The sequence below is a fragment of the Arthrobacter cryoconiti genome, assembly GCF_020905375.1.
Classification (GTDB): domain Bacteria; phylum Actinomycetota; class Actinomycetes; order Actinomycetales; family Micrococcaceae; genus Specibacter; species Specibacter cryoconiti.
Window position 1 is genome coordinate 488286 of the sequence record NZ_JAJJBU010000003.1, and the last position, 22442, is coordinate 510727.

Consider the following 22442-nt stretch of genomic DNA (forward strand, 5'->3'; position numbering starts at 1 on the left):
GGAGGCGGTCCCATGAGCGATGCACCCAAGCGCGTGTTGGTCGAGACACTGGAGCGTCCAGAAGTTGACGGCTCGACTCTTCTTGACGCCATCAAGACGACCTCACGCCTCGTGCCGCGTCAGATCACTGACGAAATTGAACTGGCCAAGTTGGAACTTCAGCAAAAGAAGGCGCGTCTGGGCGGGGTCGGTGTCTTTGCCGGGGCCGCAGTGCTTTTCGTGATGCTCTTGGTCATTGCCCTGGTGGTTGCTGCGATTGCAGGTTTAGCGGTGGTTCTTCCACTGTGGCTCGCAGCGCTGATTATTTGTGCCGCACTTCTGTTGGCAACGGGTATTGCGGCGCTGATCGGATACCGAAAGTTTAAGTCTCTGCTTCCCTTGATGCCTGAGCGCGCGTGGCGGGGGATCCGTCACGATCTCGGCATCGCCAAGGAAGGTAGCGACTTTGATGCTTCTACACTCATTCAAGAGAAGCTGAGCAAAGAAGAGAAGAAGGCCAAGGCAGCAAAGGCGCAGGCCCAGCAGGAGAAAGAGAAAGCCGAGCGTGAGGCCAAGGCTGCCGAGAACGGTCCCAAAGCAAGTGCCGAAGAGTTGGTTCTGCGCACGGCAGCTCGACGGGAACACTTGGCTGTCCTGCGCGCGGAATTAATCGAGCAGGCGGACGTCAAGAAACAGGGCGCGCATCTGCTGGACTTTGCCAAAGATAAGGCCGGGGACTCTGTTCGCTCTTCAGCCTCCGGAGTGCTTGCCGCCGGACGGGAGAATATGCAGGGGCGATGGAAACCACTCGCCGTTTTCGCCGTGTCTGCAAGCGCCTGCGCGTTCTTACTGCGAAAGTTATTCAAGAACTAGGAGCATGAAGCGAGTGTCGGCCTTTTACGCTGATGTCAGACGTTTGTGGGAGAGGTGAGACGCATGCCTGCCGGATACGACGCGCCAGCCACCCGGGAGAACGCTGTTGTGACCATCCCAAACCTCATTACTGTGGGCAGATTTTTAGGTACTCCCCTTTTTGTCTGGCTTGTGCTGGCCCGGCACGAATATGGGTGGGGTGTCTTTGTGCTGGCTGTGATGGGCTGTACTGACTGGATTGACGGCTATGTGGCCCGGAAGCTGAATCAGTCTTCCAAACTAGGCCGCATTATGGATCCCTTGGCCGACCGAGTGGCATTGGTGGCTGTCATCATCACGTTGGTGATTGCCAATATTCTCCCGCTATGGCTTTTGCTACTCATGCTCATCCCTGACATTGTCCTGCTCGCCGCCACCCTTTACCTCTTCCACGGCGACGCCGAGTTGAAAGTCACATTGTTGGGAAAGACTCGTACCGCGGTGCTGTTGATCGGCACACCCCTGCTGCTCTTGGCGAAAGCTTTGGATTCGGACGCCACAGCTGTTGCTGCCTGGATCCTCCTCATAGCCGGAATGCTCATGCACGTGGTCGCCTTCGCGTTGTACTGGCGTGCACTGCTGGCCAAATACCGGACGGTGCATCGCAATACTGGAACACCACAAGCTGACGGAGCACCACAGGCAGGCCGCCCATGATGTGGCTGGCAGTTGCATGCGCCGTAGCTGGTGCTTTCTTCTTGGCTTTTGGTGCCCAACGCCAGGGTAGTGCGGTGCAAAATAATACGGGTGGGCTTGCACTTGGCGGATCAGGCTTCTTGCGGTTGCTGCGCAACCCGCGGTGGGTACTGGGACTAGGGCTCCTTGGGGCTGGCATGGCCCTGAACGTGGTGGCGCTGACCCTGGGGACTTTGACCGTCATCCAGCCCATTGGTGCGATCGCGCTGGTCATCACCACCATTGTCAACTCCCGCGATCAGGGAATCCGTTTGAACAGAGCCACGGTAGTTGCCATTACCGCGTGTGTCAGTGGTAGCGCCCTTTTTGTTCTCCTTGCGGTCAATGTGGTCAGTGAAAACACCCACGTCTTGCCCGAAGAGGAGCTCACGGTGGTGATGCTGCTGAGCATCGTCGTGGTGATTTTTGGTGGTTCCCTGGTGCTGTTCAAAAACCGTCTGAAGGCTTTCTTCTATATTCTGGGCGCGGGCGTCCTTTTTGGCTTCGTCGCGGTGCTGACCCGGATCATCTCGAAGCAATTGTTTGATCCCAATGGACTGTTCATGTTCAATGTCCAGTGGTATTCGATCATTGCGATCGCTGCGGCCGGAGGGTTGGGCAGCTGGTTTGTGCAAAGCGCATATTCCAGTGGTCCGCCGGACCTTGTTATTGCCGGGCTGACCGTGATCGATCCGATAGTTGGAATTGGAATCGGAATTACCATTTTGGGTGAGCTTCGTCCCGATGTGCCCCCCGTGATTGCGATATCCATGGCTGGGGCCGCTTTGCTTGCTATCGTTGGGGTGGTCGCGTTGTCGCGGCATCATCCGGACGTTGTCAAGCGCCGCGCTGATGCCAAGAGAGAGCAGCGCAAGTAATGCGCCAACGCATTACGGTCCCGTGATTGCGGGGCAGTCCATGAATCCAGCACGACGGCGTAGGTAACCCCCGTGGTTGCCTCGCGTTGGGGCGTCGGGAAGAACCGGCGGCTGACCATCCATCAGGAGCTATATCCGTGACATCCACACCCGGGACCGGCGAGCACAAACCGTTGACGATTTTGATCGCCGCTGACACCTATCCGCCGCACATCAATGGCGCGGCGCAGTTCTGCTACCGGCTAGCCACAGGCATGAGTGCCCGTGGGCATAACGTGCATGTAATGGCCGCGCGGCCTGACGGTGGTCCCATGTATACCGAAAAGCGCGACGAAGCCACGGTGCACCGTCTGCGCTCACGCCCGGTACCAACCCACGAGTACATCAGAATCTGCCTACCGTGGGAGATTAAGAAAGACATCGCCGCGTTGTTTGATGTCATTAAGCCGGATGTGGTGCACGTGCAAAGCCACTATATGATCGGCGAATATGTGGTGTACGAGGCCCAGCGTCGTGGTATTCGAATCGTGGCAACCAACCATTTCATGCCGGAGAACCTTAACCCGTTTTTGCCGTTCCCGAAGTGGGTCAAGAACATCATTGCCCGGGTTTCTTGGCGAGACATGGGGAAGATCATGAGCCGCGCGGACGTCGTGACCACGCCAACCCCGCTGGCCGCACAAGCCATGCACGAGCACGCATTCTTGCGTAAAGTTCTTCCGCTATCTAACGGGATTGAGGCTGGCAACTATGAGTTGGCAGAAGGGGAGACGCTGGAGCGTAATCCTTACCTGACCGTTGCATTCGTGGGCCGTCTGGCAGAAGAAAAGCACATTGACGTGCTCATTGATGCCATTGCCAAGACGCCAGCAGAACTGGATCTGCACCTAGTGATTGTGGGTGGTGGTGAAGTGAAGAATGCGCTGAAGGCACAGGCTGAAAAAATGGGGCTGGCTTCCAGAGTTCGTTTCACCGGCCTGATCAGTGATGCGGAATTGCGTGATGTCTACCTTAAAGCGGATCTTTTTGTTATGCCCGGAACCGCAGAATTGCAGTCCCTGGTGACGTTGGAGGCTATGAGCGCCTCGACTCCGGTGATTTTGGCCAACGCTATGGCCCTGCCTCACCTGATGGACGACGGCGTCAACGGCTACCTGTTCAAGCCTAACGACAGTGATGACCTGGCCCAAAAGATCACCACGGTCATGTCCTTGTCGCAGGAGGACCGGGAAGCCATGGGTGCAGCCAGCCACTCCATGGTGGCCCGTCATGGATTAACGAAGACTTTGGACACGTTTGAGGACATTTATCGTGGCGGCAGCTATGAGGATCACGCAGTTTAGACTCAAATCCATTAGGATTGTAGGAGTGCTTTTTTGTCGGATGTCTTCAGCCTAAAGAAGCACAGTCTAGGGGCCATAGCTCAGCTGGTTAGAGCGCGGGACTCATAATCCTTAGGTCCTCGGTTCAAGTCCGAGTGGCCCTACGCCTAAAAAGCTGCTGTTCAAAACCACACATGTGGTTTTGAACAGCAGCTTTTTTGCGTTTTAGCGCGTGTGGGAGTTCTCGCCTGCAAGGAATGGTCCGCTGTCCTGGGTTAAGAGTTAGTTGCGGTCAGTGTTGCGTTGGTCACGCCCCTGAGATATGTTACTCATGAGTAACAAGTTTGGGTGGCGATGAATCGTCATCTTTATAGATGAGATCAAGCAAAGGAACGCCCATGTCTAAGCCTGCTGTTGACCTGAACAACCTCCCCTATGCTGATGGTGATTTCTACGGATTCGAGCAACTGCTCACTGACTCCGAACGTGAACGGCTTCAGGTGCTTCGCGAATTTTTAGATAAGGAAGTCAAGCCCATTGCCGTGGATTGCTGGAACCGGGCAGAGTTCCCCCACGAGCTGATCCCCAAGCTGGCCGCCCTGGACATCATGAGTCCCATTCGGCGACAAGGCCATTCCAATGTGTTCGCTGGTATTTGTCATGCCGAGTTCACCCGGGCGGATGCCTCCATTGCAACGTTCCTGGGCGCCCACGACGGATTGTTCACTGGAACCATCGAAGAACTGGCATCCGAGGAGCAAAAAGCCGCGTGGCTGCCGGACATCTACTCCTTGAAGAAGATCGGCGCCTTCGGTTTGACCGAACCACTTGGTGGTTCTGACGTCGCCGGGGGTACCCGCACCACCGCTGTCCGCGACGGCGATAACTGGATCCTCAACGGCGCCAAGCGATGGATTGGTAACGCCACTTTCTCTGATTGGGTGGTCATCTTTGCCCGGGACCTGGCGGACAATCAAGTCAAGGCATTCTTGGTGGACACCACAACGGAGGGCTACAGCGCAACAAAGATTGAAAATAAGACCGCTCTGCGCTCGGTACAAAATGCTGACATTACGTTGGAGAACGTGGTAGTCCCCGACTTCTTCAAACTTGCCGGAGGAAACAGCTTCAAGGACGTCAACAAGGTCTTGAAAGTGACTCGACTGTCGGTGGCATGGCAGGCAGTTGGTCAGCAAATGGCTGCCTTTGACGTGGCACGACGCTACGCCGTGGAGCGCCAGCAGTTCGGCCGGCCCATTGCTTCGTTCCAGTTGGTTCAGGACCAGCTGGTGAAAATGTTGGGCAACACGGTTAGTTCCATGGGCATGATGATCCGATTGGCCCAACTGGAGGACCTGGGTGTGGCCAAGGATGAACAATCCGCGCTTGCCAAGGCCTTCACCACTGCCCGGATGCGTGAATCCGTGGCCATGGGTAGAGGGATCTTTGGTGGTAACGGAATCGTCACCGATTATGGCATGGCGAAGATCTTTGCGGATGCGGAAGCCATCTATTCCTATGAGGGCACTTACGAGATCAACACGCTCGTAACGGGAAGGGCCATCACTGGCATCTCTGCCATCGTCTAGGGCTCACTTTCAGTGTTCAGTTTCCATCGCTCATCCGGTGCTGGGAGAGTCGAGAGGGAGCAACACCGAGGGGCGCAGATCCAGGACAAAAATGAGCGGGTTCAGATAACTCTCGCCATTGCGGACGCCCCAGTGCAGGCAGCTATTGGTTCCTGGGGGAGCGGAGTCGCAGTGAGTGGGTGAGGCGATGTTGCCCACCGGCTCCCCACGGGAGACGCCGTCGCCGGCACTGAGGTTAGACGTTACGGGCTCAAGAGTGATCAGCAGCCCGGCTGGGGTGGCTAACACTAAGACTGGACGATCCACCACGATGCCTGAAAAACTCACAACGGCGGACGTCGGGGCCAGGATCTGCTCGCCATTGCTCGCAAGGAGATCCACGCCCCGATGCCCACGCCGCCAGGGTTTGTCCGGGGGATCAAAGACATGGACAACTACTGCTTTCCCCGAGAGGGGCCAATGCCATGTGATCGAAGGCGGCAGCGAGCGGGGCGACGGGGCAAAAATCGCCAGGCCTGTACCTGCCTTAACTGTTACTGCTGGCGCTGAAGTGGTCATTAAGGCAAGCCCAGCCACGACGCATAACGCCACAGCTCGGTGCCTCTGGTTAAACGTCCGTGAAGTATCCATGAACTAATGCTTGCGCTTAGATAAGACAGCGTGCAGGTGCCCGCTGGAAAATGTGGAGAAAGTCCGGTGCCGGATGTGGTTGTGGAGGGGGCTTTTCCGTCGTGGAGTACAGCGGAAATGTAGTAGGCTTGGCACAGCAGTGTGCTCTTTTGCATCACTGACTACGCGTGCCTAACCCTGATGAGTGGCTGGAGAAATCCTCAAACTGCTGACGGATTGTGCCCATACGGTCTGTCACTTGGCAGGACATGGAAGCACGATGGGTACCAGGAGCAGGACCCGCACGGAAAATCTCGTACAGGTTATCAAGCTAAAAGAACCGTAAAATAAGAAGGAGCGCCGGCATGCCCGTCGTAACTATGCGCCAGCTGCTTGACAGCGGCGTCCACTTTGGACACCAGACCCGTCGTTGGAACCCGAAGATGAAGCGATTCATCCTCACGGAGCGCAACGGCATCTACATCATTGACCTGCAGCAGTCACTGTCTTTCATTGACCGCGCTTACGAGTTCGTGAAGGCCACCGTTGCACACGGCGGCACCGTACTCTTCGTCGGCACCAAGAAGCAGGCTCAGGAAGCAATCGCCGAGCAAGCTACCCGCGTAGGCCAGCCTTACGTGAACCAGCGCTGGTTGGGTGGCATGCTCACCAACTTCCAGACGGTTTCAAAGCGTATCTCACGCATGAAGGAACTCGAAGAAATCGACTTCGAGGACGTAGCTTCCTCCGGTCACACCAAGAAGGAGCTCCTGCTCCTCAAGCGTGAATTGACCAAGCTGCAGACCAACCTCGGTGGTATCCGCAATCTGACCAAGGCTCCGTCCTTGCTCTGGATTGTTGACACCCCGAAAGAGCACCTCGCCATCGACGAGGCTCACAAGCTGAACATCCCTGTCGTTGCCATCTTGGACTCCAACTGCAACCCGGACGACGTCGACTTCCCGATCCCGGGCAACGACGACGCCATCCGCTCCGTTGCGCTGTTGACCCGTGTGATCGCTGACGCTATCGCTGAGGGCTTGATCGCTCGCAACAACAAGGCGACCGGCAACGAAGAAGCACCGGCCGAGCCGCTAGCTGAATGGGAGCGTGAGCTCCTCGAAGGCGACAAGGCAGCTGCCCCGGCTGAAGCTTCTCCTGAGGCTCCTGCCGCTGACGCTGCTCCTGCCGCTGCTTCTGAGGTTCCTGCCGCTGAAGCTGCTCCGGCTGAAGCTGCAACCGAAAAGTAAGACCCACCTTGCGCCGTTTCCTGGGCTTAGTTGGGACGCGGAACCAGGTTTACGGACACTGGCAGGATCGCACCGCTCACAAGGCAAAGCGGTCCTGCCAGCTGTTCTCTAACTAGATTTATATTCTCAAACATCTACACTGAGGGGTTCACATGGCGAACTATACCGCCGCTGATATTAAGGCACTGCGCGAGCGCACGGGCGCTGGCATGATGGACGTCAAGAAGGCTCTCGACGAGGCAAATGGTGACGCCGAGAAGGCCCTAGAATTCATTCGGATCAAGGGTCTCAAGGGCGCCACGAAGCGTGAAGGCCGCTCCACCGCTGAAGGTTTGGTTGCAGCTAAGGCGCAGAATGGCGTTGGCGTCATGGTTGAAGTCAACTGTGAAACTGACTTTGTGGCCAAGGCTGCTCCGTTCATCGAGTTTTCCAACAAGGTGCTAGCAACTGCCATTTCTTCCGGTGCGGCTGACGTTGAAACACTCCTGGCTGCCGAGGTTGATGGCAAGCCGCTGTCTGAAGCTGTCATTGAAGCCGGCGCGCTTCTGGGCGAAAAGATTGCCATCCGCCGGATCGCTCGTGTTGAAGGTGCCACAGTTGACGCCTACTTGCACAAGACTTCCAAGGACCTTCCAGCCCAGGTTGGTGTGCTGTTCGCGATCGACGGCGAAAACCAGGCTGTCGCTCACGATGTTGCTGTCCACATTGCCGCTATGTCTCCTAAGTTCCTTAGCCGCGACGAAGTTGCAGCTGAGACTGTCGAGACCGAGCGTCGCATTGCCGCCGAGACCGCTCAGGCAGAGGGCAAGCCCGAAGCTGCCATGAGCAAAATCGTTGAAGGTCGCCTCACCGGCTTCTTCAAGGAAATCGTTTTGGTTGATCAGTCCTTCGCCAAGGATGCTAAGAAAAGCGTTGGCTCAATTTTGGCTGAAGCTGGCGTCAAGGGCGTCGCATTTGCTCGTTTCCGTGTTGGCGCATAACGCACCAGCACCCTGATGCACACTAAAGGGGCGCCCGCCCACGCGGCCGCCCCTTTTTTGTGCGCAATGTCAGCTAGAATTTGTAACGCACGTTGTCATTGTCGGCCCAAGGCGCGTCAATGGCCCTGCATGGGTGACACCACTGCATCAGCAACTGCACCGACATCACTGCATCGGGTAAAGGGGCCTGGCTCAGGCCGCCCTGCTCCCACGGAAGGCGAAATGACAACTGACACTTCAAAGACCACTCAAGATCACGGCGCCCCCCAAGCAGCAACCACCAAGCGTCGTCGGGTGCTGTTGAAGCTATCTGGAGAAGTATTCGGTGCCGGGAAACTAGGAGTTGACCCTGACACCATCCGCAACATTGCCAAGCAGATCGCCAGCACCGTGGATACCGTGGAAGTCGCCATCGTCGTTGGTGGCGGAAACTTCTTCAGAGGAGCTGAACTCTCCGCTTCCGGAATGGACCGTTCCCGCGCGGACTATATGGGCATGTTGGGTACGGTAATGAACTGCCTGGCGCTGCAGGACTTCCTGGAACAAGCTGGCGTTGATACTCGCGTACAAAGTGCCATCACCATGGGTCAGGTGGCGGAGGCCTATATTCCACGGCGTGCCATTCGCCACCTCGAGAAGAGTCGCGTTGTCATCTTTGGTGCCGGCGCGGGCCTTCCCTACTTCTCCACAGACACAGTGGCAGCTCAGCGCGCGCTGGAGGTCCACGCCGATGTGGTTTTGATGGCCAAGAATGGTGTGGATGGCGTCTACACGGCAGATCCGAAGAAGGACCCCACTGCCGTGAAACTCGACCACCTCAGCTATGACGAGGCAATGGCCAAGGATATTCGGGTGATGGACCAGACGGCATTTAGCCTATGCCGTGATAACAACGTCACGATGCTTGTCTTCGGGATGCAAGGAGAGGGAAACGTGGCGCGAGCCATCCGTGGTGAAGAACTGGGTACGCTGGTCACCCCCTAGCCTTGCGCCCCAGCGAGGTACCGCGTCTGCGCGCTTGCTCACGGTAAGATAGTTCTAGGTTTGCCACGTTCGTTTGTCGTGGAAGTGTTGTTTACACCAAAATTGTTGAGGGAGACTGACGTGATCGAAGAAACTTTGTTCGAGGCCGAAGAGAAGATGGGCAAGGCCATTGAGGTCGCGAAAGAGGATTTCTCCACTATTCGGACAGGCCGTGCGCACCCCGCCATGTTCTCCAAGGTTCTGGTGGAATACTACGGTGCGCCCACCCCTTTGCAGCAGTTGGCGTCCTTTGCTGTACCAGAAGCTCGCACACTGCTCATCACCCCGTTCGATAAAACTTCCTTGCATGAGATCGAGCGGGCGCTTAGCTCGTCGGACGTGGGTGCCAATCCTTCAAATGACGGCAACGTCATCCGCATCATGATGCCTGAACTTAGTGCGGAACGGCGCCGGGAGTACGTGAAACTGGCGCGCACTAAGGGTGAAGACGCTAAAGTTTCGGTGCGGAACATCCGGCGCAAGGCCAAAGAATCGCTAGACAAACTTGTTAAGGACGGCGACGCCGGAGAAGACGAGGGTTCCCGTGCCGAGAAGGAACTTGATGCACTCACGAAAGCCCATACAGACAACGTAGACGAACTCCTTAAGCGCAAGGAAGCCGAGCTTCTGGAAGTCTGATGAAGGACCCCATGCCCGCGACGGCCGATTCACTGGGGGATGACCCGTCCACACCCAATCCCGCTCCCGATCCTTCAATGGAGCCTCCCGCGTACCAGTTCCCCACGCGGAAAGCCCGGCGGGTCGCTGAGCTCACGGGCATGATTCCGATAGTGGCCCCCGCGCCGGATCACTCTGAGCAAGCTGCACGTGGCGAGGTCGCCCGCGAGGAGACGGTATCAGGGATTGAATCCGGCGTTGGGTCTAAGGCTTCTCAGCCTGTGCTCTCCGTGGCAGGAACGGCGCGGGTAACGAAGTCATGGGCTTCGGTAGGCGCTGAACCGTCGATCCCCGTCCCTGCAGGGCCCGTCGCCGTGCTACCAGATATTGCCATGGTGGCAAAGCCAAAAAATCGTACGCCTAAGGCAGGGCGAGATCTTCCAGCCGCCATTAGCGTGGGCTTGAGTCTGCTCGTAGTCGTGCTGGCCAGCCTGCTATTTTTCCCTTTGGCGTTTGTTGTTGTCGCCACCGTTTTCGCAGCCGTCGGTGTGTGGGAGGTCGCTCGAGCAACCGCCAGCAAGGGCATTCTGGTACCTATGACGCCCGTCATGGTGGGTGCTCTTGCCATGCCAGCCAGCGCATACTTCGCCGGTTCTGAAGGCCTGCTGTTTGCTCTGGTCGCCAGTTGCGGAGCTACCCTGCTGTGGCGTTCGCTGGATCCAGAACCCGGTGCGGTGAAGAGCATCCTGGCCGGGATGTTCGTGCTGATGTGGATTCCTTTTCTGCTCGGGTTTGTCTTCCTGATGCTGCGCGCCGAACACGGCCCCACGTTGGGGCTCACCTTGGATATGTCCGACATAAACCGCGGCGTACTTCAAGTGGTCATTATGCTCATTTTAGTGGTTGCTAATGACACTTTTGGATACCTGGTAGGAGTCCTGTTCGGTAAACACCCGATGGCCCCAAAGATCAGCCCCAAGAAATCTTGGGAGGGTTTTGCCGGTTCAATGGGTGGCGCCATGCTGGTGGCCATTCCCGCCACGGTTTTTGTGCTCAACGAGCATTGGTGGGTCGGTTTAGCGCTCGCGATTGGTATGGTCGTTTCAGGAACTGGTGGCGACTTTGCCGAATCCATGGTGAAGCGTGAACTTGGCGTGAAGGACATGAGCAATTTGCTGCCCGGCCATGGGGGCGTGATGGATCGGTTGGACTCTATTCTGTTCGCCGCCCCGGTGGCCTATGCCACGTTTAGCGTTTTAGGTCAGTTCTAATGTGCACCGAAGACATCCGTACCGAGTTCGTTTTAGTCCGAGAAGGCAACACCCCCGAGGAATGGCTATGACAGTGGAAGAAAAGACCCGCAGTACCTCCAAATTCAAGCTGGTTGGTGCGAAGGAAGTTGGTTACAACGTCAAGCAGGTTGACCAGTTCTTAGATCGTGCCCGCGCATATTTTCTCAATGCTGACATTACGGGGGCTGCGATCACCAGCCACGACGTGCGCACCGCCTCCTTCGAGCCAGCCCGTCGCGGCTATAACGCGCAGTCGGTCGACGCGGCCATGGACCGGATCGAAGACGAGTTCGTTCTACGTGAGCGGGAACTGTTGATCAAGGCTGAGGGCGAGCAGGCTTGGATGATGAAAATTGGCAAGACCGCCTCGGTCCTGCGAAGCAGACTGCACCGGCCCGACGGCGAACGCTTCCGTCGTCCTTCGCGCAAGGGAGTGCAAAGCTACAGCATTGCCGACGTGGATCTGCTGTGCCGCGAGCTTCTCACTTACATTGAGGACAACGGCGAACTGAGTGTGGATGTGGTGCGTCGGGCCATTTTCTCCCCGGTCAAAGGCCGCAATGGGTACGAGGAAAGCCAGGTCGACGCGTTCTTGGACCGCATGGTTGAATTGATGGCATCAATCGACACGGCAACGGAGAAGCAGGCCTAACCGCGGCCCTGGCCCGTTGCGAGTGGGCGTTCGGGCACGTGTAGTTTCGACATGAATCTGGCCAGAGATGCGTTCCGACGTTGAGGAGTTGCCAGCGAAACAAGAATCATGGTGAGAAACGCTGCTGGCACGGTCCAAGCGGCTGGCTGTGTCAAGAGGTCTCGCCAGGGTGAGTCGGGCCCTAGCTGTGCGCCAAGCAAGATGGCGGATCCGCACAAGAGGCCACCTGTCAACATGCCAGCTACTGCTCCGATATCTGTGAGTTTCCGCCACCAAATTCCCAGCAGCAGTAGCGGGCAGAGGGTGGATGCCGTGAACGCGAAGACCAAGCCCACACTTCCAGCCAATGCCAGTGAATCGGTACCCAAAGCCACACCCAATGGCACCACAGCCGCTGCGATTGCTGCGATGCGAAAGCCCCGCACGCTTCCTCCCAGTAGGTCTTGGCTAATCACGCCGGCCAGAGAAACTACAAGCCCAGATGTGGTCGATAAAAATGCTGCGAAGGCTCCGGCGACCACAAGAGCTGTCAGTATGCTCCCGCCCAGGCCGCCGATCAAAGTTCCCGGTAGTAGTAAGACCGTGGCGTCAGCGTTGCCGTTGGTGATCAGCCCGGGCAGAAAAACCCGGCCCACGATCCCGTAGATCGTGGGGAAGAGGTAAAAGACGGAGAGCAGACCCAGGACAATCAACGTGGTGCGTCGGGCCGCAGCGCCGTCGGGGTTGGTATAAAACCGGACCAGGACGTGCGGCAGTCCCAAGGTGCCAAAAAGGAGGGCAACCAACAAGGACACTGTCCGGTACATGCTCTCGCCGTCGAGGATGTCACTTGCAGGGAAGAACTCGGAACCGGCGCGGATTCCTCCCGGGGGCACCATGCCTGTGGACCCACTGACTAATAACAAGATAAAGACGGCCGGCGCGGCAAGAGCCGTCAGTTTCAGCCAGAATTGGAAGGCCTGAACGAAGGTGATGGAGCGCATGCCACCGGTAATGACAGTCAGGCACACAATCACCACGACGGCGGTGGCGCCGACCCAGGAAGGTAAGCCGGTGGTGGTGCGGATGGTCAGGGCAGCGCCGTGTAGCTGCGGGACAATGTAGAGCCAACCCACCATGACTACAAGGAAACTCGTGACGTATCTTGCCTGGGTGGAGTTCAGCCGGGCTTGTGCAAAATCTGGAATGGTGTAAGCCCCGGAACGTCGCAGAGGAGCTGCGACGAAGAACAGGAGCATTAGGTACCCGGCCGTGTAACCGATCGGGAACCAGAGGGCGTCGATGCCGGAGATCATGATCAGCCCGGCGATGCCTAGGAAGCTGGCCGCGGAAAGATATTCGCCCCCGATTGCGGAGGCATTCAGCCACGGTGGAACCGTGCGTGATGCCACGTAGAAGTCGCTGGTGGTGCGTGAAATACGTAAACCGTAGAAACCGATGAGTGCGGTAATGATCGAGACTGTGATGATCGCCGTGAAGCCGACTGCGGGATTCATTTCTCGTCCACCAGATCACGGTAGCGGTTTTCATTCTTTGTTGCGGCACGGACATACAGCCAGGCGCATGCGCCAATCACTGGATACACGCCAACGCCAAGCATGAGCCAAGGTGCCGGGATGCCCATAATTTGCCAGGTCCTAAAGGCTGGGACCCAGCGAATAGCGCTCCAACCAATCATGAGCGCCACCATGAAGCCGATGCTCACCACCAGGGCTAAGCGCAATTGGGAGCGAATGAGCGACTGGACCATTACCTCCCCGACGGCCGACTGTTCGGCAACTTCCTCAGAGACGCTGGCGCCTCCTAAAACGCGCCGGGCTGCACTGTGCGGGGAGACCACGCGGACTCGGCCTGTAGCGGGCGGCCCTTGTTCGGGATTCAAGGAGTCCTGGGTTGTCATGACGGCCGAACCCGGGTTGATTGCAGGCGCTCTCGCAGGGCTGGTAAATGACGCCTACTCACTGGCAAGTCAGCGTTCGAGACCGAAACCGTAGGCCTGCTAGCGCTGAGTTTAAGTGCCGTAACAAACGCCATGCAAACCAGATAGGAACGGTGAATGCGCAAGAATCCTGAATCTTGCCAGCGCTGTTCTAGATCTGCCAAGGGAACCCTGATGAGGTAGCTGGCTTCGGCCGTGTGCAGCCTCGCGTAGTCGCCTTGTGCCTGAACAAAGCGCACATCGTCCAAGCGGATGAGGCGGCTGACGCCGCCTTGATCAACTGTGATCATCTCAACCGGGACCTCAGGGACGGGATGGGCCACGAGTTCGGCTACCCGGTCCACTGACTGTGTTAACCGCTCCGTCCGGACTGGTTTGAGCAGGTAATCGACGGCGGCCAAATCAAAGGCTTCCAAAGCGCGGTCGTCATCTGCCGTCACAAATACTACGACTGGCGGGTGTTCGCCTTGCCCGATTACCTGCGCAAGTTCTAGTCCTGACAGCCCGGGCATATGGATATCCAAGAACACGGCGTCCACTGCTTCGTGGGTAAGGATCTGAAGTGCCTGCGCGCCACCTAAGGCCCGGTGAATAACGTTGATGCGGGGGTCGCGGCCCAGCAAGTAGGCCAATTCCTCGACCGCGGGCAGCTCATCGTCGGCGACTAAGACGTTGATCATGGGCTAAGCCTAACGGCCGAGGGGCCCCAAGAGAGCGAAGCGAGCTTGGGGAGGGTGGAAGGCGCTAACGGCCGAGGGGCCCCAAGAGAGCGAAGCGAGCTTGGGGAGGGTGGAAGACGGGAGGCCCTAGCGGTTATTGGGCATCATGACCGGGCTGGTTCTTTGGCACGGTCATGGTGATGAGCATTCCATGACCAACACCGGTGTCGATGACGAGTCCGTGTTGATCTCCGTACACCTGCCGGAGCCGGGAGTCGACGTTGCGCAGACCCACGTGGCTACCGTCGCGTTGGCCACCCAGTACCTGTTTGAGTAATTCTGGGTCCATGCCGACGCCGTCGTCCTCAATGGTGACCTCGGTAAGGGCTCCCAGGTCGCGGGCAGAGATTTGGATCAAGCCCCGTCCCACCTTGGCCTCCAAGCCATGTCGCACAGCATTTTCCACTAGGGGTTGCAGGCTGAGGAAGGGAATGACGGTGCTGAGGACTTCGGGCGCAATTTGCAAACTGATCTGTAAACGATCGCCAAAGCGGGCGCTCTCCAGCAATAAGTACCTGTCGATGCAGCGTAGCTCCTCGGCAAGCGTGGTGAAGTCGCCGTGGCGGCGAAAGGAATAGCGGGTGAAATCGGCAAATTCCACCACGAGGTCCCTGGCTCTCTGAGGGTCGGTATTGATGAAGGAGGCGATGGCGTTCAGTGAGTTGTAGATGAAGTGAGGGCTGATCTGTGCTCGCAGAGCGCGCACCTCGGCTTCTGCCAGTGCTGTGCGTGAGGCGTTGAGCTCGGTCAGTTCCAGCTGAGCCGATACCCAAGCCGCGACTTCGTTGGTGGCTCTGATAAGGCCGGCGCTGGGTTGCTTACTCAAAATGATCACGGTGCCTGCCACCCTTGAATCAACTTTGATGGGGCAGATGACAGCGGCCTTGAGTACTGATTCCTGTTGCGGCAGCCCTAAGGCTTGGCGGAGTCCGGAGTCCAGGACCGCAACCTGGGTGCGACCGTTGCCCAGCGCCTGTGCAGCCAATCCCATAACTGCGGGAGAGTCTGGTTGCTTTGCGGCCGGGCCGGCACCGTCCCACGCCAGCAGCGTGTCTGTATCCGTCATGGCAAAGGCCGCGCAATTGAGTAGAGCGCGTAACTGTTTGCTCGCTTTTAGTGCACTTGTCGGTTCCAAGCCGTTGCGTAACTGTGCGCCAGCGGCCGCGGTCGAGTGCAGAGCCCGGAAGGTTGCGCGTTCGGCGTCCGTCCCAAGCTCGCGATGGGAACGTGAGAGCTTGAAGCCGACGACGGCGACGATTGCGATGGCGGCCAGGACTGCCGCAATTGTGGTGATGAGCAGGAGCGTCGAATCGCTCAACACGAGAGGTGGCATGAAATAAACCATAGCTGCACGGCGCATTAGGCGGCATTGGATACCGTTCGGCGCATTCGCCATGCCGTTCGGCGCGGGTATGTTCCAAACGCTAAAGAATGTGATCTCAAGCACGCCATAGTGAGAGGGATCACATTACTCAAGGAGGAATGATGGGTAATTCTGCCCATGCAAGTGAAGAGAGTCTGGACGTTGATTATATTCAAGTCCAAGCGTCGCAGGAGTTCGCAGACCTCAAGAAAAGCCACCGTAGCTTCGTCTTTCCGGTCGCCGTCGGATTTCTACTGTGGTATTTCGCGTATGTGCTTTTAGCTGCCTATGCCCACGATTTTATGTCCATCAAGGTCTGGGGCTCTATCAATATTGGCTTAGTCATGGGCTTGCTCCAATTTGTCACCACCTTCGGCATCACCACCTGGTATGTCACCTACGCCAACAACAAGCTCGATCCGAAGGCGGCGAAAATCCGTACCCGCCTCGAGGCGCAGATCGCAGCCACCAACGCCGTCCAGGAAGAGGTCTAAACCGTGAGCCGTTCTTCTCTCTTCACCCAGATCGCCCCCTTGCAGTCATTAGGCGAACAGACCAAGGAGACATCGTGGATCAACATTTTGATCTTCGTGCTCTTTGTCGGCGTCACCATGGTGGTCGTCTTCCGTGCCAGCCGCAACAATAAGACTGCTGCAGACTACTATGCGGCCGGGCGTTCCTTCTCCGGCGGGCAAAATGGCACAGCGATCGCTGGAGACTACCTCTCAGCTGCCTCCTTCCTCGGCATCACCGGTGCCATCGCCATCAATGGCTACGATGGCTTCCTCTACTCCATCGGCTTCCTGGTTGCATGGCTAGTGGCCCTGCTGCTCGTGGCTGAACTGCTGCGTAACACCGGTAAGTTCACGATGGCGGATGTGCTCTCCTTCCGACTCAAGCAGCGCCCGGTCCGTATTGCCGCTGCCACCACCACGTTGGTAGTATGCTTCTTCTACCTCTTGGCCCAGATGGCCGGCGCGGGTGGACTTGTCTCGCTGCTCCTGGGTTTGGACAATGGCAATAAGGCTGGCCAGGCGGTCGTGATCGCCGTCGTCGGCGTACTCATGATTGTCTACGTACTGATCGGTGGCATGAAGGGCACCACCTGGGTACAGATCATCAAGGCCTGTCTGTTGATTGTTGGAGCGGCCATCATGACCGTGATGGTTCTTGCCATGAACGGGTTCAACCTGAGCACGTTGATGGACGCGGCAGTGCAGACGTCCATCAATGAAGGTGGGGCCGGTGCGGCACTGCTGAACCCAGGCGCCCAATACGGAAAAGCTCCGCTGGACTTCATCTCCTTGGCTCTTGCCCTGGTCCTTGGAACGGCGGCGCTACCTCACGTGCTCATGCGTTTCTACACTGTTCCCACAGCCAAAGAAGCCCGCAAATCAGTGGTCTGGGCGATCTGGCTCATTGGTATCTTCTATATCTTCACCCTAGTTCTTGGCTACGGTGCGGGTGCGTTGATCGGCAAGAAGGAAATTTTGGCGGCACCCGGTGGCGTCAACGCTGCCGCCCCGCTGCTGGCATTCGTGGTGGGAGGGCCCATCCTGCTCGGCTTTATCTCGGCCGTGGCCTTCGCTACCATCCTGGCTGTTGTTGCCGGGCTGACCATCACCGCCGCTGCGTCCTTTGCGCATGACATCTACTCCAACGTGATCGTCAAGGGCGAGCCTAAGCCTGAAATGGAAGTCAAGGTTGCCAGGCGCACTGTGGTCGTGATCGGTGTAGTCGCCATCGCCGGTGGCATCTTGGCCAATGGGCAGAACATCGCCTTCCTCGTGGCATTGGCGTTCGCGATCGCTGCCTCGGCGAATTTGCCCACCATTGTTTTCTCGCTGTTTTGGAAGAAGTTCACTACTCAAGGTGCCTTGTGGAGCATGTACGGTGGCCTCGCCGCTGCGATTGTCCTCATCGCGTTTTCCCCGGTGGTCTCTGGAAGTCCGAAGGCGATGATCCCCGGTGCCAGTTTCGACTTCTTCCCGCTGGCCAACCCCGGAATCATCTCGATCCCGTTGGCATTCTTCCTCGGTTGGTTGGGCACGGTACTGGATAAGAACACCGAAAACCCGCGCATTCAAGCGGAAATGGATGTCCGTTCCCTCACGGGTGTCGGAGCTGAGAGGGCGGTCGAGCACTAAAACACGCTCTCAGTGCCTGTAGAAAGGCCCCTACTAGTCCTCCTTGGATGAGGTCTAGTAGGGGTCTTCCTACGTCTACCAGCAGCGCTTGTTGAGGGGCCGGGGCTGTAGCGCTTGCTGTGTTGCTAAGCCTCTAATGACTCTTGTCGATCAGGGCACTGCCGCATCCAATGCACGAGTTTCTCGACGTCCGCTGGAATGGATTCGTCCGTGAAATGTAGTTTGAAGCGCTTTTCTCCGTCTTGGAGAAGTACCTCATAGAGTTGTGCATCTGGCCGCCGCTGGGCTGCGGCGGGTGGCTCGATGGAGCGTAACTGTGCGCGGTCCACTTCCGCAGCCAACGCTTGCGCTTGCGCCACAGGAAGGATTGTGGAATCTACGGCTATGACGGACACCACTCCGGCGAAACCCCCGCCGATCCGGACCGTCAGTTTCACGACAAAACACCCACGCTCTTCCACGCGCTTTCCACCGCGTGTGCTTCGGCAGAGCCAAAAAGTGTGCTCGCCATGTCCACAGTGGCTGTCGCAGCGTCGTCGAATTGTGAGTTTGCGTGCAGTTGTGTGGTGAGGGTTCGGTACCAGATCTTCCCAGCCTTTTCCCACGCATTTCCTCCGAGTGCAGTGGCAGCGAGGTAGAAGGCATGGTTGGGGATTCCAGAATTTATATGGACGCCGCCGTTGTCGTTACGGGGGTCGTTGTCGTCAGGTAATTCAACGTAGTCGGCCATCGTGGCTGGTTGGTGGTCACCGGAGTAGGCCGTTCCCGGAGCTTTCAGTGAACGCAGTGCCTTGCCTAAAGACGGAACCAGGACACCCTCGCCGATCAGCCAGTCGGCGTCTTGTGCGGACTGTTTGAGTGTGTACTGCTTCACGAGGGAGCCGAAGACATCCGAGAATGATTCGTTCAGGGCGCCGGACTGTTTGCTATAGGCCAGACCTGCCGTGAACTCTGTGATCCCGTGAGTGAGTTCATGGCCGATCACATCCAGTGCGTGCGTCAGTCCGCCGATTTGGAAGATTTGTCCGCTGCCGTCACCGTAGACCATCTGCGTGCCATCCCAGAAGGCGTTGTCATAGGCCACGCCGTAGTGGACGCTGGAGACCAACTCCATATTGGCGTTGTCCAAGGAATTGCGGCCCATGACTTTTTTGTAGAAATCGTAGGTTTCGGAACTGCCGTCATACGCTTCGTTGACCGCTACATCCGAGCTGGGTGGCTCACCCCACCCGCGCATGCGTACGCCCGGCAGAAAAGTGCGGCCTTTCGTTTGGTTATCATAGACGGTCAGCCGTCTGGTGGAGGAAATGTTGAATCCCAGAGCCTGACCGGTGGGAAGGTGGAACTGGCGTGTCATTTTGCCCATGACGGCGCGTTGCTGCCGGAATGCAGCAGAGGTTGCCAGTGCTCGCAAGGCAGCTTCCTTCTGGGCTGACGTTCCGTCAAGTGCCAGCCGCGCCAGCAGATCTGGCGGGGCAATGCTGCAGTGATGGTTGGCAATCATTGTCTCTACCTCATGATTCCTCGCGAGTGGCTGCCTCCACGCTACGCCGGTGCTCCGACTCGCGAAAGGGTAGGAATCGTTGATTTCGAACTTTCGGCTCTGTTGGGCCAATTTAGGATCCGGAGCCACGGTGCCAAGAAATTTTCGTCGCTACACTCTCCGCTTGAGCAGGGGTGTGAAACGGAACGGGACTAGCTCGTTCATGGCTAAAGATGTGTCGGTGCGCTCCACGCCGTCGCAGGCTAGAATTTTTCCGTTGATTCGGAACAGATCTTCGGCTCCGGTCGAGACCACCCTGACCAGCAAGTCAGCCCGTCCACTGAGTCCGTGAGCCTCCACCACCTCGGGGATGTCTGCTAGCAAACCGGCAAGCGCGAGTAGTTTTTGCTGCTGGACGTGGACGGAGATGAAAGCCGTCAACGGGTAGCCCAGGGCCGCGGCGCTGATGCGGTGGTCAAAGCCTAAGAACGCGTGCCGCTTCTCCAGCGAGGAGATCCTGGCTTGCACGGTGTTCCTGGAGAGACCAAGCTGTGCCGCCATGGCCACGACGGTTTGTTTGGGGTCGTTGACCATGGCGAGGAGAATGCGAGCGTCGGTTCCATCTAAACTAGGCATAATGCGCATATTAGCACGGGTTGTTCCGATGATTTTTAGCAAAATGATCAATTTTTTTAGTGCATATTGCGCCGTTTGCCCTCTGTGAGTACTGTCACAGATAAGGGTTGCAATGAGGCCGCCCTGCCGGTCGCGAACACTATTCGCTGACGGCCACACGAGCGCGCATCAACCCGATGTATTTGCTCTTTGTTGCGGTGCGTGCGCCCGTAGCAAGCATTAGGAGGCGAACTGTCGTGCTGGATGAACAAGCTGACCCCGGGGCCCTGAATCAAACGGGAATCCACCAGCTCATTTCCCCCGACGGCCACGCCGTTGTGGATGAAGAGCTTTCACCTTTTGTCGAGGACGTTGACGATGCCGCGATCCTTGGTCTTTACTCCGATATGGTGGCCATCCGCCGGATAGATTCTGAAGCAACCGCTCTCCAGCGCCAAGGTCAATTGGCACTGTGGCCACCGATGCTAGGACAGGAAGCATCGCAGGTTGGCTCCTTGAGGGCTTTGGCCGTCGAGGACTTCATCTTTCCGACCTACCGAGAAAATGGCGTTGCCTACCTCCGGGGCGCGAGCCTGGCAGGGATCATGAGCACGTGGCGCGGCAGTGCCAACACTGGGTGGGACCCTCATGCGATCAATCTGGCAACCCCGCAGATCATTATCGGTGCGCAGACCCTTCACGCCACCGGCTATGCCATGGGGTTGGTTCTGGAAGGCAAGGACGACGTGTCCATTGCCTACCTAGGCGATGGTGCCACCAGTCAGGGTGACGTCCATGAATCAATGGTGTTTGCGGCCAGCTTCCAGGCGCCTGTCATTTTCTTCTGCCAGAACAATCACTGGGCGATCTCGGAGCCCGTAGGATTGCAGGCCCATGCGCCCATCGCCGGCCGGGCCCCGGGTTATGGCATTCCTGGCATGCGTGTTGACGGCAACGACGTCCTTGCCGTCCTGGCAGCTACACGTTGGGCCGTGGCCCGCGCACGCAGCGGCGGTGGCCCCAGCTTCATCGAAGCCGTCACGTACCGCATGGGCGCCCACACGACGGCGGATGACCCCACCCGCTACCGTGGTGTGACTGAGCTTGAGGAATGGGGCGCAAAAGACCCGATCGCTCGAGTCAAGGCGCTCTTACAGAGCCGTGGACTCCTTGACGCCGATGGTGAAGCTGCCGTGACGGCGCGGGCCAATGCCGTGGCAGCTGAGTTAAGAGAAGGCACCATCACCATGGGTGACCCTGCCCCCATGAGCGTCTTTGAAAACGTTTATACCGAAGAACATGCCATTCTGGACCGCCAAAGAGAGCACTACGGGCGTTACTTGGCAGGATTCACGCCCGCTGACGGAACCAAGCTGGAAGGGAGCCTGTCATGAGTAAGCTGACACTCACGCAAGCCATCAACGCCGGGCTGCGCAAGTCCATGGAAGAGGACCCGAAAGTCATCTTGATGGGTGAGGACATTGGCACCCTCGGTGGAGTCTTCCGCGTCACTGACGGGCTGATGAAAGACTTTGGCTCGCACCGCGTCATTGATACCCCGTTGGCCGAATCCGCCATCATCGGGACCGCGGTGGGTCTGGCCTATCGCGGTTTCCGGCCGGTTTGCGAGATACAGTTCGATGGCTTCATTTACCCCGCCTTCGACCAGATTGTTTCGCAGGTGGCGAAGCTGCACATGCGCACCCACGGACAGGTGCGCATGCCGCTGACCATCCGAGTCCCGTTCGGCGGCGGCATTGGCTCCCCAGAACATCACTCCGAATCACCTGAGGGATACTTTGTCCATACCTCAGGGCTGCGCGTCATCAGCGTTTCCAACCCACAGGACGCATACACCATGCTCCGCCAGGCCATCAAATGCGATGACCCGGTTCTGTTCTTTGAGCCCAAGCGCCGCTACCACACCAAGGGTGAGGTTGATTTGGACGCTGATCTTTCACGTGCACCGGCCATGGGCGCCTCCCGGGTTGTCAGTGCCGGCACCGACGTCACTTTGGTGACCTATGGACCGTTGGTGCCAACGGCACTTGATGCAGCCCGCGCCGCCGCCGACGAAGGCATCAGCATAGAGGTCATCGACCTACGGTCCCTCTCACCTCTTGACTACGGACCGATCGAGGAATCGGTTCGCCGCACCGGACGTCTGGTCGTCACTCATGAGGCGTCACAAACTTTGGGCCTCGGGGCGGAGATTGTTGCCGGGATCACCGAGCGCTGCTTCAATTACTTGGAGGCAGCACCGGTACGGGTAACCGGATTCGATATCCCTTACCCGCCCTCAAAGCTGGAAAAGCATCACCTCCCCGACCTTGACCGCATGCTCGACGGCGTGGACCGCGTCCTCGGCCGTCCCAACTCCGCTTCCGGGCTTTAAGG

Annotated in this window: 23 protein-coding genes and 1 tRNA gene; 16 read left to right on the top strand and 8 right to left on the bottom strand. The window is 57.8% G+C overall.

All coding sequences use genetic code 11. The features are described from left to right. Window positions 1-12: 12 nt before the first annotated feature. The 6 genes from LOH53_RS02280 (at window position 13) to LOH53_RS02305 (ending at window position 5355) form a co-directional block, all read left to right on the top strand. Entirely contained in the window at window positions 13-852 is an 840-nt protein-coding gene (locus LOH53_RS02280) for a phage holin family protein (RefSeq protein ID WP_230066084.1), read from the top strand. A gap of 63 nt (window positions 853-915) precedes the next feature. Then, window positions 916-1548, top strand: coding sequence for a CDP-alcohol phosphatidyltransferase family protein (locus LOH53_RS02285; protein ID WP_230066085.1), 633 nt, complete (start codon window positions 916-918; stop codon window positions 1546-1548). Continuing rightward, complete coding sequence (locus tag LOH53_RS02290) at window positions 1545-2444, top strand: DMT family transporter (protein WP_230066086.1); 900 nt, start codon at window positions 1545-1547, stop codon at window positions 2442-2444. Before LOH53_RS02285 ends, LOH53_RS02290 begins: the two co-directional genes overlap by 4 nt. Window positions 2445-2581: 137 nt before the next feature. Further along, window positions 2582-3787 (top strand): glycosyltransferase, encoded by a 1206-nt coding sequence (locus tag LOH53_RS02295; RefSeq protein WP_230066087.1) that lies wholly within the window; start codon window positions 2582-2584, stop codon window positions 3785-3787. A 69-nt stretch (window positions 3788-3856) separates the two neighbouring features. Further along, window positions 3857-3930: transfer RNA gene (locus tag LOH53_RS02300), tRNA-Ile, on the top strand. 234 nt (window positions 3931-4164) lie between these two features. Then, window positions 4165-5355, top strand: coding sequence for an acyl-CoA dehydrogenase family protein (locus LOH53_RS02305; RefSeq protein WP_230066088.1), 1191 nt, complete (start codon window positions 4165-4167; stop codon window positions 5353-5355). 30 nt (window positions 5356-5385) lie between these two features. On the opposite strand, the gene LOH53_RS02310 is transcribed toward LOH53_RS02305, so the two are convergent. After that, entirely contained in the window at window positions 5386-5985 is a 600-nt protein-coding gene (locus LOH53_RS02310) for a M23 family metallopeptidase (protein WP_230066089.1), read from the bottom strand. A gap of 344 nt (window positions 5986-6329) precedes the next feature. Between LOH53_RS02310 and rpsB the strand changes: the two genes are divergently transcribed. The 6 genes from rpsB to LOH53_RS02340 all read left to right on the top strand — a co-directional run bounded on the left by rpsB (window position 6330) and on the right by LOH53_RS02340 (window position 11779). After that, a complete protein-coding gene (gene rpsB, locus LOH53_RS02315; RefSeq protein WP_230066090.1) occupies window positions 6330-7214 on the top strand; it encodes a 30S ribosomal protein S2 in 885 nt (294 codons plus the stop codon). Between the two features lie 152 nt (window positions 7215-7366). Beyond that, window positions 7367-8194, top strand: a complete 828-nt coding sequence (gene tsf, locus LOH53_RS02320) for a translation elongation factor Ts (protein WP_230066091.1) — start codon at window positions 7367-7369, stop codon at window positions 8192-8194. 222 nt (window positions 8195-8416) lie between these two features. Further along, window positions 8417-9178, top strand: coding sequence for a UMP kinase (gene pyrH, locus LOH53_RS02325; protein ID WP_230066092.1), 762 nt, complete (start codon window positions 8417-8419; stop codon window positions 9176-9178). A gap of 120 nt (window positions 9179-9298) precedes the next feature. Then, window positions 9299-9856, top strand: coding sequence for a ribosome recycling factor (gene frr, locus LOH53_RS02330; RefSeq protein ID WP_230066093.1), 558 nt, complete (start codon window positions 9299-9301; stop codon window positions 9854-9856). Between the two features lie 371 nt (window positions 9857-10227). Further along, complete coding sequence (locus tag LOH53_RS02335; protein WP_230066233.1) at window positions 10228-11106, top strand: phosphatidate cytidylyltransferase; 879 nt, start codon at window positions 10228-10230, stop codon at window positions 11104-11106. A 67-nt stretch (window positions 11107-11173) separates the two neighbouring features. Next, a complete protein-coding gene (locus tag LOH53_RS02340) occupies window positions 11174-11779 on the top strand; it encodes a DivIVA domain-containing protein (protein WP_230066094.1) in 606 nt (201 codons plus the stop codon). Here LOH53_RS02340 and LOH53_RS02345 read toward each other — a convergent pair. The 4 genes from LOH53_RS02345 to LOH53_RS02360 all read right to left on the bottom strand — a co-directional run bounded on the left by LOH53_RS02345 (window position 11776) and on the right by LOH53_RS02360 (window position 15755). Then, window positions 11776-13275: a sodium/solute symporter gene (locus tag LOH53_RS02345; RefSeq protein ID WP_230066095.1), complete on the bottom strand. Its 1500-nt coding sequence runs from the start codon at window positions 13273-13275 to the stop codon at window positions 11776-11778. The genes LOH53_RS02340 and LOH53_RS02345 overlap by 4 nt on opposite strands. Then, on the bottom strand, window positions 13272-13679 hold the full coding sequence (locus tag LOH53_RS02350) for a hypothetical protein (protein ID WP_230066096.1): 408 nt from the start codon (window positions 13677-13679) through the stop codon (window positions 13272-13274). Before LOH53_RS02350 ends, LOH53_RS02345 begins: the two co-directional genes overlap by 4 nt. Continuing rightward, window positions 13676-14398 carry a LytR/AlgR family response regulator transcription factor gene (locus LOH53_RS02355; RefSeq protein ID WP_230066097.1) on the bottom strand — a complete coding sequence of 241 codons (723 nt, stop codon included), beginning with the start codon at window positions 14396-14398 and terminating at the stop codon, window positions 13676-13678. The genes LOH53_RS02350 and LOH53_RS02355 overlap by 4 nt, the downstream gene beginning before the upstream one ends. Before the next feature lie 133 nt (window positions 14399-14531). Then, window positions 14532-15755, bottom strand: a complete 1224-nt coding sequence (locus LOH53_RS02360) for a sensor histidine kinase (protein WP_376992032.1) — start codon at window positions 15753-15755, stop codon at window positions 14532-14534. A 167-nt stretch (window positions 15756-15922) separates the two neighbouring features. On the opposite strand from LOH53_RS02360, the gene LOH53_RS02365 reads away from it, so the two are divergent. Both LOH53_RS02365 and LOH53_RS02370 read left to right on the top strand, forming a co-directional pair. Beyond that, window positions 15923-16294, top strand: a complete 372-nt coding sequence (locus LOH53_RS02365) for a DUF485 domain-containing protein (RefSeq protein WP_230066234.1) — start codon at window positions 15923-15925, stop codon at window positions 16292-16294. 30 nt (window positions 16295-16324) lie between these two features. Then, window positions 16325-17947, top strand: coding sequence for a solute symporter family protein (locus LOH53_RS02370; RefSeq protein ID WP_230066235.1), 1623 nt, complete (start codon window positions 16325-16327; stop codon window positions 17945-17947). 125 nt (window positions 17948-18072) lie between these two features. Here LOH53_RS02370 and LOH53_RS02375 read toward each other — a convergent pair whose 3' ends face one another. The 3 genes from LOH53_RS02375 to LOH53_RS02385 form a co-directional block, all read right to left on the bottom strand. After that, window positions 18073-18384, bottom strand: coding sequence for a protealysin inhibitor emfourin (locus LOH53_RS02375; protein ID WP_230066099.1), 312 nt, complete (start codon window positions 18382-18384; stop codon window positions 18073-18075). After that, a complete protein-coding gene (locus LOH53_RS02380; protein WP_230066100.1) occupies window positions 18381-19451 on the bottom strand; it encodes a M4 family metallopeptidase in 1071 nt (356 codons plus the stop codon). Before LOH53_RS02380 ends, LOH53_RS02375 begins: the two co-directional genes overlap by 4 nt. Window positions 19452-19601: 150 nt before the next feature. After that, window positions 19602-20066: an Lrp/AsnC family transcriptional regulator gene (locus LOH53_RS02385; protein ID WP_230066101.1), complete on the bottom strand. Its 465-nt coding sequence runs from the start codon at window positions 20064-20066 to the stop codon at window positions 19602-19604. A gap of 236 nt (window positions 20067-20302) precedes the next feature. Here LOH53_RS02385 and pdhA point away from each other — a divergent pair, with 236 nt between their 5' ends. Together pdhA and LOH53_RS02395 are read left to right on the top strand one after the other, a co-directional pair. After that, window positions 20303-21439 carry a pyruvate dehydrogenase (acetyl-transferring) E1 component subunit alpha gene (pdhA, locus tag LOH53_RS02390; protein ID WP_230066102.1) on the top strand — a complete coding sequence of 379 codons (1137 nt, stop codon included), beginning with the start codon at window positions 20303-20305 and terminating at the stop codon, window positions 21437-21439. After that, window positions 21436-22440, top strand: coding sequence for an alpha-ketoacid dehydrogenase subunit beta (locus LOH53_RS02395; RefSeq protein WP_230066103.1), 1005 nt, complete (start codon window positions 21436-21438; stop codon window positions 22438-22440). The genes pdhA and LOH53_RS02395 overlap by 4 nt, the downstream gene beginning before the upstream one ends. Window positions 22441-22442: the final 2 nt, after the last annotated feature.

Coding starts and splice junctions, on each gene's coding strand:
- LOH53_RS02280 (WP_230066084.1), top strand. CDS start 13: ATGAGCGATGCACCCAAGCGCGTGTTGGTCGAGACACTGGAGCGTCCA.
- LOH53_RS02285 (WP_230066085.1), top strand. CDS start 916: ATGCCTGCCGGATACGACGCGCCAGCCACCCGGGAGAACGCTGTTGTG.
- LOH53_RS02290 (WP_230066086.1), top strand. CDS start 1,545: ATGATGTGGCTGGCAGTTGCATGCGCCGTAGCTGGTGCTTTCTTCTTG.
- LOH53_RS02305 (WP_230066088.1), top strand. CDS start 4,165: ATGTCTAAGCCTGCTGTTGACCTGAACAACCTCCCCTATGCTGATGGT.
- LOH53_RS02310 (WP_230066089.1), bottom strand. CDS start 5,985: ATGGATACTTCACGGACGTTTAACCAGAGGCACCGAGCTGTGGCGTTA.
- rpsB (WP_230066090.1), top strand. CDS start 6,330: ATGCCCGTCGTAACTATGCGCCAGCTGCTTGACAGCGGCGTCCACTTT.
- tsf (WP_230066091.1), top strand. CDS start 7,367: ATGGCGAACTATACCGCCGCTGATATTAAGGCACTGCGCGAGCGCACG.
- pyrH (WP_230066092.1), top strand. CDS start 8,417: ATGACAACTGACACTTCAAAGACCACTCAAGATCACGGCGCCCCCCAA.
- LOH53_RS02335 (WP_230066233.1), top strand. CDS start 10,228: ATGGTGGCAAAGCCAAAAAATCGTACGCCTAAGGCAGGGCGAGATCTT.
- LOH53_RS02340 (WP_230066094.1), top strand. CDS start 11,174: ATGACAGTGGAAGAAAAGACCCGCAGTACCTCCAAATTCAAGCTGGTT.
- LOH53_RS02345 (WP_230066095.1), bottom strand. CDS start 13,275: ATGAATCCCGCAGTCGGCTTCACGGCGATCATCACAGTCTCGATCATT.
- LOH53_RS02350 (WP_230066096.1), bottom strand. CDS start 13,679: ATGACAACCCAGGACTCCTTGAATCCCGAACAAGGGCCGCCCGCTACA.
- LOH53_RS02355 (WP_230066097.1), bottom strand. CDS start 14,398: ATGATCAACGTCTTAGTCGCCGACGATGAGCTGCCCGCGGTCGAGGAA.
- LOH53_RS02365 (WP_230066234.1), top strand. CDS start 15,923: ATGGGTAATTCTGCCCATGCAAGTGAAGAGAGTCTGGACGTTGATTAT.
- LOH53_RS02380 (WP_230066100.1), bottom strand. CDS start 19,451: ATGATTGCCAACCATCACTGCAGCATTGCCCCGCCAGATCTGCTGGCG.
- LOH53_RS02385 (WP_230066101.1), bottom strand. CDS start 20,066: ATGCCTAGTTTAGATGGAACCGACGCTCGCATTCTCCTCGCCATGGTC.
- LOH53_RS02395 (WP_230066103.1), top strand. CDS start 21,436: ATGAGTAAGCTGACACTCACGCAAGCCATCAACGCCGGGCTGCGCAAG.